The 8,448-nt window shown below is 65.6% G+C and carries 9 protein-coding genes; 1 reads left to right on the top strand and 8 read right to left on the bottom strand.

Annotation, left to right across the window (positions count from 1 at the left end; translation table 11 throughout):
* Positions 1-1,164 (bottom strand): anthranilate synthase component I (locus tag VN856_RS09955; protein WP_325688475.1); only part of this gene is annotated, 1,164 nt, incomplete at its 3' end.
* 58 nt (positions 1,165-1,222) lie between these two features.
* On the opposite strand from VN856_RS09955, the gene VN856_RS09950 reads away from it, so the two are divergent.
* Complete coding sequence (locus VN856_RS09950) at positions 1,223-1,681, top strand: peroxiredoxin (protein ID WP_325688472.1); 459 nt, start codon at positions 1,223-1,225, stop codon at positions 1,679-1,681.
* A gap of 64 nt (positions 1,682-1,745) precedes the next feature.
* On the opposite strand, the gene VN856_RS09945 is transcribed toward VN856_RS09950, so the two are convergent.
* The 7 genes from VN856_RS09945 to hisB all read right to left on the bottom strand — a co-directional run bounded on the left by VN856_RS09945 (position 1,746) and on the right by hisB (position 8,344).
* Positions 1,746-4,079 carry a bifunctional diguanylate cyclase/phosphodiesterase gene (locus tag VN856_RS09945; protein WP_325688470.1) on the bottom strand — a complete coding sequence of 778 codons (2,334 nt, stop codon included), beginning with the start codon at positions 4,077-4,079 and terminating at the stop codon, positions 1,746-1,748.
* Between the two features lie 358 nt (positions 4,080-4,437).
* The gene (gene hisI, locus VN856_RS09940) at positions 4,438-4,785 is read right to left on the bottom strand and encodes a phosphoribosyl-AMP cyclohydrolase (RefSeq protein ID WP_325688468.1); all 348 of its coding nucleotides are present in this window, start codon (positions 4,783-4,785) and stop codon (positions 4,438-4,440) included.
* Positions 4,782-5,579, bottom strand: coding sequence for an imidazole glycerol phosphate synthase subunit HisF (hisF, locus tag VN856_RS09935; RefSeq protein WP_325688467.1), 798 nt, complete (start codon positions 5,577-5,579; stop codon positions 4,782-4,784). Before hisF ends, hisI begins: the two co-directional genes overlap by 4 nt.
* The gene (locus tag VN856_RS09930; RefSeq protein WP_325688465.1) at positions 5,569-6,369 is read right to left on the bottom strand and encodes an inositol monophosphatase family protein; all 801 of its coding nucleotides are present in this window, start codon (positions 6,367-6,369) and stop codon (positions 5,569-5,571) included. The genes hisF and VN856_RS09930 overlap by 11 nt, the downstream gene beginning before the upstream one ends.
* Positions 6,370-6,376: 7 nt before the next feature.
* A complete protein-coding gene (gene priA / locus VN856_RS09925) occupies positions 6,377-7,111 on the bottom strand; it encodes a bifunctional 1-(5-phosphoribosyl)-5-((5-phosphoribosylamino)methylideneamino)imidazole-4-carboxamide isomerase/phosphoribosylanthranilate isomerase PriA (protein ID WP_325688463.1) in 735 nt (244 codons plus the stop codon).
* Between the two features lies 1 nt (position 7,112).
* A complete protein-coding gene (gene hisH, locus VN856_RS09920; protein ID WP_325688461.1) occupies positions 7,113-7,733 on the bottom strand; it encodes an imidazole glycerol phosphate synthase subunit HisH in 621 nt (206 codons plus the stop codon).
* The gene (hisB, locus tag VN856_RS09915) at positions 7,730-8,344 is read right to left on the bottom strand and encodes an imidazoleglycerol-phosphate dehydratase HisB (protein ID WP_325688459.1); all 615 of its coding nucleotides are present in this window, start codon (positions 8,342-8,344) and stop codon (positions 7,730-7,732) included. Before hisB ends, hisH begins: the two co-directional genes overlap by 4 nt.
* Between the last annotated feature and the right edge of the window lie 104 nt (positions 8,345-8,448).

Here is an 8,448-nt window from a genome sequence, read left to right as displayed (position 1 = left end):
CACCAGATGCATGACGTGGCTATAGCGTTCGATGTGGCTGTAGTCGCCCACCCGAACGGTGCCGGGCGTGCAGACCCGGCCGAGGTCGTTGCGACCGAGGTCGACCAGCATCAGGTGCTCGGCGCGTTCCTTCTCGTCGGCCAGCAGCTCCTTTCCCAGCAGCTGGTCCTCTTCATCGGTGTCGCCGCGCCATCTGGTTCCGGCGATCGGGTGCGTCGTCGCACAACGGTCCTGCACCGTCACGAGCGCTTCAGGGCTGGAACCGGCGATCGAAAACGCTGTTCCCCCTTCATCATTCGGAACGTGAAGGAGATACATGTACGGGCTGGGGTTGGATACCCGCAGCATCCGGTACACGTCGATCGCCTCGACGTGGGTGTCCATCTCGAAACGCTGCGAGGGCACCACCTGGAATGCCTCGCCGCGCTCGATTTCACCGACCAGCCGGTCGACGATCGCGTCGTACTCCTGAACGGTGCGCTGAGCACGGTGCACCGGCTCGGGCCTGGTGAACGTCGCCACGGTCGACGGCAAAGGCTGGCCCAATGCCGCGGTCATCACGTCCAACCGCGCGATCGCGTCGTCGTAGGCCTCGTCGACACGTTCGTCGGTGCCGTTCCAGTTGACCGCGTTGGCGATCAGCGTGATGGTGCCCTCGTGGTGGTCGACGGCCGCCAGATCGGTGGCCAACAGCAGCAGCATGTCCGGCAGGTTGAGGTCGTCGACGGCGATCTCCGGCAGTCGTTCCAGCCGCCGTACCAGGTCGTAGGCGAAGAACCCGACCATCCCGCCGGACAGTGGCGGCAGACCGGGCAACGCGGCCGTGGCCAGCAGCTCCAGCGTCTCGTGCAACGCGTGAAGCGGATCGCCGCCGGTCGGCGCGTCGTGCGGCACCGCGCCCAGCCACACCGCTTGGCCGTCACGCACCGTCAACGCCGACGGCGCGCCGGCCCCGATGAATGACCATCGCGACCACGACCGACCGTTCTCGGCCGACTCCAGCAGGAAAGTGCCGGGCCGGTTGTCGGCGAGTTTGCGGTACGCCGACAGTGGAGTCTCGGCGTCGGCCAGCACTTTGCGGATCACCGGCACCACCCGATGCTCGGCGGCCAGCGCGCGGAAATGCTCCCGCGATGTGGTGGCGGCGGCGAGGTTGGCTTGCACTCAGCCATCTTCCCAGATGACGGATCGACTCCGATCGCACTGGCGTAGCGTGACGGCCATGAAAACCGGTGACACCGTGGCTGACTTCGAACTTCCCGATCAAACTGGGACCCCGCGCAAGCTGAGCGCGCTGCTGTCCGACGGGCCTGTCGTGTTGTTCTTCTACCCGGCGGCAATGACGCCAGGGTGCACCAAGGAAGCCTGCCACTTCCGAGACTTGGCTCAAGAGTTCGCCGCAGTCGGAGCAAGCCGCGTCGGCATCAGCGTCGATCCCGTTGAAAAGCAGGCGAAATTCGCCGAAACGCAGAGTTTCGACTACCCGTTGCTGTCCGATCCCGACGGCACGATCGCGAACCAATTCGGGGTCAAGCGCGGGCTTTTAGGCAAGTTGATCCCGGTCAAGCGCACTACCTTCGTCATCGACACCAATCGCACCGTGCTTGACGTGATCTCCAGCGAGCTGAGCATGGACACGCACGCTGATAAGGCGTTGCAGACGCTACGGGCGCGCAGCTAGCCGGGGATGCCGCTGAACAACGCGCGGCGGTAGCCGGCCAACGGACTGGACGCCGCCGGCTAGATCATCGCGCTGCCGGCGATGAGAGCAACTCCATCACCGCCTGGCCGGTGATGGGCGGACTGTAGAGAATGCCCTGCCCGACTTCGCATCCCCGGTCTCGCAACCACATTGCGATTTCAGCGTTCTCCACGCCCTCGGCAACCGTTGTCACATTCAGTGCGTGCGACAAGTGGATGACCGCCCGCACAATTGCGTCGGCGCGCGGATCGGTCAGGACGTGCCCGATCAGGTCGTAGTCGACCTTGACTTCATCGATAGGCAGTCTGCGCAGGTAGGTCAGGGCCGAATACCCGCTGCCGAAATCGTCGAGCGCAACCTGAATACTGCGCTCCCGCAACGCTTCCAGCACTTTCCGTGTCCGGTCGATGTCATCCAGAAGCAGGTCTTCGGTGATTTCGACCATCAACGAGTCGCCCGGTAAGTCGTGTCGTTCCAAGGCATCGAAGATATGGCCCGGCAAATTGATGTCTCCGACAAGTGGGGGAAACAGGTTGACGGAGACCGGTACGTCTATCCCCCGCCGCCGCCATTGAGCAGCCTCGCAGAGCGCTTGATCCAAGACGACATCGGTGAAGGTGCGCATCAGGCCGTGCTGGCGCACCAGCGGCAGAAACTGGTGAGGCAGCACCATTCCGAATACCGGATGCGGCCACCGGGCCAGTGCCTCCGCACCCACCACGTCTGTGGTTTGCAGGTCGACCTTCGGCTGGTACAGCACGGTCAGCGCACGGTGACTGATGGCCTGGCGCAGGTCGCTCAGCAGCCGCACCTCAACCAATCCGCCCCGCGACAGCTGAATATCGGCTGCGGAGAGTCCCAGTGCGTTGTCCCCGAGATGAGTCTCGTCGCTGAAGGTTTGCAGACCACCGCCGAGGCGTTTGGCCGAAGCCAGTGCACTGTCAGCACGTTTGAGCAAATCGGCCGCGCACAGCTCGGGATTGTTGAGGCCCGCGACGGCGAGCCCTGCGGTGGGTCGCATGAAGATGACTTCGCCGGCGGCGCTGAACGGTCGCTCGAAGGCCTCCATGATCTGGTAGACGATCAGATGCGCGTTCTCCCCGGCATCCTCGATGAGCACCGCGAATTCGTCGCCGCCGATTCGCGCCACGGTGTCACCGCTACGCACGCAACTGAGCAATCGTTGTGCGGCTTGCACCAGCAACGCGTCACCGGCCGCGTGGCCCAAGTTGTCGTTGATCAGTTTGAAGTCGTCGATATCCATGGACAGGACGGCGACCGAACGCTGGTCGCGATGGAAGAGCTGGATCGCGTGGTCAAGCCGATCATGGAACAAAACGCGGTTGCCCAGGTTGGTCAACGGGTCGCGTAGCGCCTGATCTGACACGCTGTGCGCAAGCCGCCGGTTCTCGGCGACCACCATGAATTGGCGGGCCAGCACCGCGATAACCAACCAGGGCGCCGCAGCCAGTGCGGGATCGGATTCCAGACTTGCGCGTAATTCGACGATCTGGAGGCCGCCCGCGACCGCCAGCGGAATGTAAGGCAGCCATAGCGAGACCGGCGCGCTCGATCCTGGTTGCTGGGGCGACGTCTCGGGCGCACCCCTCGGACAGTCGAGAGCAGCGACGCCCAACAGCACCAGTCCCGCCGGCCAGCCCAGACCCAGGGAGGTGTCGAAGAGGTAGATGTGGCGCGCGAGCAGGAACACGTAGGCGCCGCCTGCGGCGGCCATCACGCTCAGGCCGAGCGTCAGCACCGCCAACGTCTGGCGCCAATAGGCGTTTGCGCGAGCAAGGCCCAGCACCCCCACCGTAACCGTCACGACCCCGCCGATCGGACAGGCGATCGACAGAAACTCGTCGAGGCGACTGACACCTGCCGTTGGGTACGCGTCGCGGAGCAGGGTCATCCATGCGACGACGAACAGCGATGCGCCGACGATCGCGCCGTCCAGGAGCATCCGGAAACGGGAGACGCCTGAATAACCGGACGGGAATATCAGCAATGCCACGCAGGCGACCGTCGGAAAGAGCAAGAACGCGATCATCGCCGCCGGCGGATACAGGGGTAGGGCACTGTCACGGACGAATCGGTGGTACAGCACTGTCATCGCGCCGAACAGCAACGCGACCAGCCCGAAAGTCATCACCAGCCATGCCTGCCGCTGCCTACCATGCCCCCGTCGCGCGGCAATAGCGGCACTCACGGCCGCAAATCCCGGAAATCCCAGACCCCCCGCGATCTGCAAAACCGCCTGCGCCCGCAGGACTCCCCATCTGTCCAGCAACCAGATCGCAGCGAACGCCAAGAACGCTACGGCGGGCGCCGCAGCGATGCGGAGGAGGCGCGGCAGCGCCGTCGGTGATTGTGCCATTTCCCCCATGGCCTATCTCCGGATTCTTTTACGGCAGCCGATGCCCCGGTTGACGACACGCTAGCAACAGAACTCCCGTTTCGACGGGACATCGAGGCAGATTGTCACTCTGTTTGCCTCCTCGTTAAGGGCGGAGGTGCCCCGATCCCCGCTAACGGTCGAAATCTTGAATCATTTGGCTGATTATCGGGACAGAATCACCGGAAGCCTCCGCTTTCAGCGCGCAGTTGAAATGTGGTGGAGACGTTGCGGCCAACGATTGGGCCCCCTGTGTCAGCTAGCAATCAAATCTGCGTAGCAAACATTATTAGCCGATAAAACTATGTTCCTACGGTCGGCGCAGCGGTCCCTGCGCTTTTCATTCATCCGGTTCCAGCAACACGTCGGCGTCGAAGCAACTGTGGTCGCCGGTGTGACAGGCGCCGCCAACTTGGTCCACCACCAGCAGCACCGCGTCGCCGTCGCAGTCCAGTCGTACCGAATGCACCCGCTGGGTATGGCCGGAGGTGGCGCCTTTGACCCACTGTTCGCCGCGAGAACGCGAGAAATAGGTGCCCTCGCGGGTCTCCAGTGTGCGGGCCAGCGCGTCGTCGTCCATCCACGCGACCATCAAGACGTCGCCGCTGCTTCGCTCCTGCACGATCGCGGTGAACAGGCCGTCGGCGTTGCGTTTGAGTCGCGCCGCGATATCGGGATCGAGCGTCATCGCACAGTGATCCCTTCAGCCGCCATGGCTTGTTTCACCTGGCCGATGGTCAACTGCCGGAAGTGGAACACGCTGGCAGCCAGCACCGCGTCGGCGCCGGCGACCACCGCCGGCGCGAAGTGGTCGGCCGAACCGGCGCCGCCGCTGGCAATCACCGGCACCGTCACCGCCGACCGGACCGCCCGCAGCATCGGCAGGTCGAACCCGGCGCGGGTGCCGTCGGCATCCATCGAGTTGAGCAGGATCTCCCCAACCCCCAACTCGGCGCCGCGGGCCGCCCATTGCACCGCGTCGATGCCGGTGCCGCGCCGGCCACCGTGCGTGGTCACTTCCCAGCCCGACGGCGTCGGGGCCGAGCCCTCCGGCACGGTCCGGGCGTCGACCGACAACACGATGCACTGCGAACCGAATTGGGCCGCCATCTCGGCCAGCAGCTCCGGACGCGCGATCGCGGCGGTGTTGATCGACACCTTGTCGGCTCCCGCCCGCAGCAACACGTCGACGTCGGCGACCGTTCGCACACCACCACCGACCGTCAGCGGGATGAACACCTGCTCGGCCGTGCGGCGGACCACCTCCAGCATGGTGGCCCGTCCTGAAGACGACGCCGTCACGTCGAGAAAGGTCAGCTCGTCGGCGCCTTCGGCGTCATAGGCGGCGGCGAGTTCCACCGGATCGCCGGCGTCGCGCAGGTTTTCGAAGTTGACGCCCTTCACCACCCGACCGGCGTCGACGTCCAGGCAAGGGATGACGCGCACGGCAAGGCTGGTGCCGCAAGCGGATTCAGTACTCATCGGGTAGTCCTACCGATTGCAGCATGTCGAGCAGCTGGGTGTGCACGCCGGGGGCGGCGGCCAATGCCGAGCGCGAAGCGGGAGTCCACTCGTCGCCGGCCAGGTTGGTGACGATGCCGCCCGCGGCCCGGACTAGCGCCACACCTGCGGCGTGATCCCACACGTGATGACCGAAACTGATGGAGCCGCCCAGAACCCCGTCGGCGACATAGGCGAGATCGATGCCGGTGGCACCGTGCATCCGCATCCGCGACGAGACCCGGCTGAGTTCTTCGAGTACCGCCACCCGATAGCGCCCGGGGAACCGGCCACGCGAGTCAGCGTTGAAGGTTCCGACACCGACGATCGCGTGGTTCAGGTCGGCGTGAGCCAATGGTGGTTGCGGCACACCATTTTTCATCACCGGACCGCCCGACACCGCCGCGTAGCGCTCGTTCATGAACGGCAACCACGTCAACCCCGCCACTGGATCGCCGTCGTGCAGCAGGCCCAGCAGTATCGCGGCCATCGGCGAACCGGCGGCGTAGTTGAACGTTCCATCGACGGGGTCGAGGATCCAGACCCACGGCGAGTCGAGATCGGCGCCACCGAATTCCTCGCCGTGCACCGGGATTCCCGTCGCCGACACCAGCGCGTCGACCACTTGGCGTTCGATGGCCAGATCGACGTTGGTGGCGAAATCGTCGCCTCGCTTGCTGACCGCGGAGTCCGCTCGATGGCCGGCGACGAAAGGCTTCGCCGCGACGTCCAGGATCGCCGACGCCTCGGCCACTAGCGCGTCGAGATCCATTGCGGCCCTACCCCGCCACCGCTGATAGCGCCTGCGGCAATGTGAATCGTCCGGCGTAAAGCGCCTTACCGACGATCGCGCCCTCCACGCCGCTTCCGGTCAACGTCGCGATGGCGCGCAGATCATCGAGGCTGGACACGCCACCGGAGGCGATCACCGGAACATCGGTGCGTTCGGCAACGGTACGCAGCAAGTCGAGGTTGGGTCCGGTCAACGTGCCGTCTTTGGTGACGTCGGTGACGACGAACCGCGAACAGCCTTCGCCGTCAAGGCGTTCCAGCACTTCCCACAGGTCGCCGCCGTCGGTCTCCCAGCCGCGCCCGCGCAGCCGGTGGTCACCGTCGACGATTTGCACGTCCAGACCTACCGCGACTTTGTCGCCATGCTCGGCGATCGCCCGGGCACACCACGTCGGGTTCTCCAGCGCGGCCGTACCGAGATTGACTCGGGCACAGCCGGTCGCGAGAGCGGCCGACAGCGACGCGTCGTCGCGAATACCACCGGACAGTTCGACATTGACATCGAGCTTCCCGACCACCTCGGCCAGCAGCTCGCGATTGGAGCCACGACCGAACGCCGCGTCCAGGTCGACCAGGTGCACCCATTCGGCGCCGTCGCGTTGCCAGGTCAGCGCAGCGTCGAGCGCTGAGCCGTACTCGGTTTCGCTGCCGGCCCGGCCCTGCACCAAGCGCACAGCCCGGCCCTCGACGACGTCGACGGCGGGCAACAAAATCAACGGCACGTCATAACCCCTCAACCCAATTGCTCAATACGGCCGCTCCAGCATCCCCGCTCTTCTCCGGATGAAACTGGGTGGCGGCCAGCGGACCATCCTCCACGGCGGCCAGGAACGGCACCCCGTGCGTGGCCCACGTCAACAGCGCCTCGGACCCGCCTTCCCAACGCTGCGCGGCGTAGGAATGCACGAAATAGAACCGCGCGTCGGCGTCCAGGCCTTTGAACAGCGCACTGCCCGGCGCGGCCGCGACCACGTTCCATCCCATGTGCGGGATGACCGGCGCCGCCAACCGGGTCACCGCGCCCGGCCACTGCCCGCATCCGGTGCTCTCGACGCCGAACTCGACACCGCCGGCGAACAAGATCTGCATACCGACGCAGACGCCCAGCACGGGCCGCCCGGCGGTAATCCGCTCGGCGATCACCTCTTGGCCGTTGATCCCGCGCAGGCCGGTCATGCACGCCTCGAAGGCGCCGACGCCCGGCACCACCAGCCCGTCGGCCGCCGCGGCTGCCCCAAGGTCGGCAGTCACCTCGACCTCGGCGCCGACGCGCTGCAGCGCACGCTGAGCCGAACGCAGGTTGCCGGAGCCGTAGTCCAGCACCACAACGGATTTACTTCTCACAGAGTGCCTTTGGTGGACGGCACACCGGACACCCGAGGATCGGTCTCGACTGCTTGCCGCAATGCCCGGGCGACGGCCTTGTACTGGGCCTCGGTGATGTGGTGTGGGTCGCGACCATAGAGGACACGCACGTGCAGCGCGATTCGGGCGTTGTTCGCCAGCGTCTCGAACACGTGCCTGTTGATCACGGTGTGATACGGCACCGAGCTGCCGGCAATCATGGTGTGCCGCAGGTGATCCGGCTCGCCGGTGTGCACGCAGTACGGGCGGCCCGAGACATCGACGATGGCGTGCGCCAACGTCTCGTCCATCGGGATGTAGGCGTCGCCGAACCGGCGAATGCCCTTTTTGTCGCCGAGCGCCTGGCCCAGCGCCTGGCCGAGCACAATCGCGGTGTCCTCGATGGTGTGGTGCGCCTCGATCTCGACGTCGCCCTTGGCGCGCACAGACAGATCAAAGCTGGCGTGGCTACCCAGCGCGGTCAGCATGTGGTCGTAAAACGGGACACCCGTGTCGACATCAACGACTCCGGTGCCGTCGAGGTCGAGCTCGACGACGATCTCGGATTCTTTGGTGGTGCGCTCAACGCGTGCGCGGCGACCGGCGGTCATGACGCTCCTAACGGCTGGGCCAGCTCGGTGACAGCCAGATCTGCGCTGGCCGCCAGGAATGCGTCGTTCTCGTCGGCCAGTCCGATCGTTGTGCGCAGGTATTC

Origin of the sequence: Mycobacterium sp., from assembly GCF_035603715.1 — a bacterium.
Classification (GTDB): Bacteria; Actinomycetota; Actinomycetes; order Mycobacteriales; family Mycobacteriaceae; genus Mycobacterium.
Note: the sequence above shows the minus strand (reverse complement) of the source record. Positions and strands in the feature narration are given on the sequence as shown.

Bases quoted from the DNA above. Each gene is read 5' to 3' on its own strand.
- VN856_RS09930 (WP_325688465.1), bottom strand. From the start codon at position 6,369: ATGGATCTCGACGCGCTAGTGGCCGAGGCGTCGGCGATCCTGGACGTC.
- VN856_RS09945 (WP_325688470.1), bottom strand. From the start codon at position 4,079: ATGGCACAATCACCGACGGCGCTGCCGCGCCTCCTCCGCATCGCTGCG.
- hisF (WP_325688467.1), bottom strand. From the start codon at position 5,579: ATGAGTACTGAATCCGCTTGCGGCACCAGCCTTGCCGTGCGCGTCATC.
- VN856_RS09950 (WP_325688472.1), top strand. From the start codon at position 1,223: ATGAAAACCGGTGACACCGTGGCTGACTTCGAACTTCCCGATCAAACT.
- hisB (WP_325688459.1), bottom strand. From the start codon at position 8,344: ATGACCGCCGGTCGCCGCGCACGCGTTGAGCGCACCACCAAAGAATCC.
- hisI (WP_325688468.1), bottom strand. From the start codon at position 4,785: ATGACGCTCGATCCCGATATCGCGGCGCGACTCAAACGCAACGCCGAC.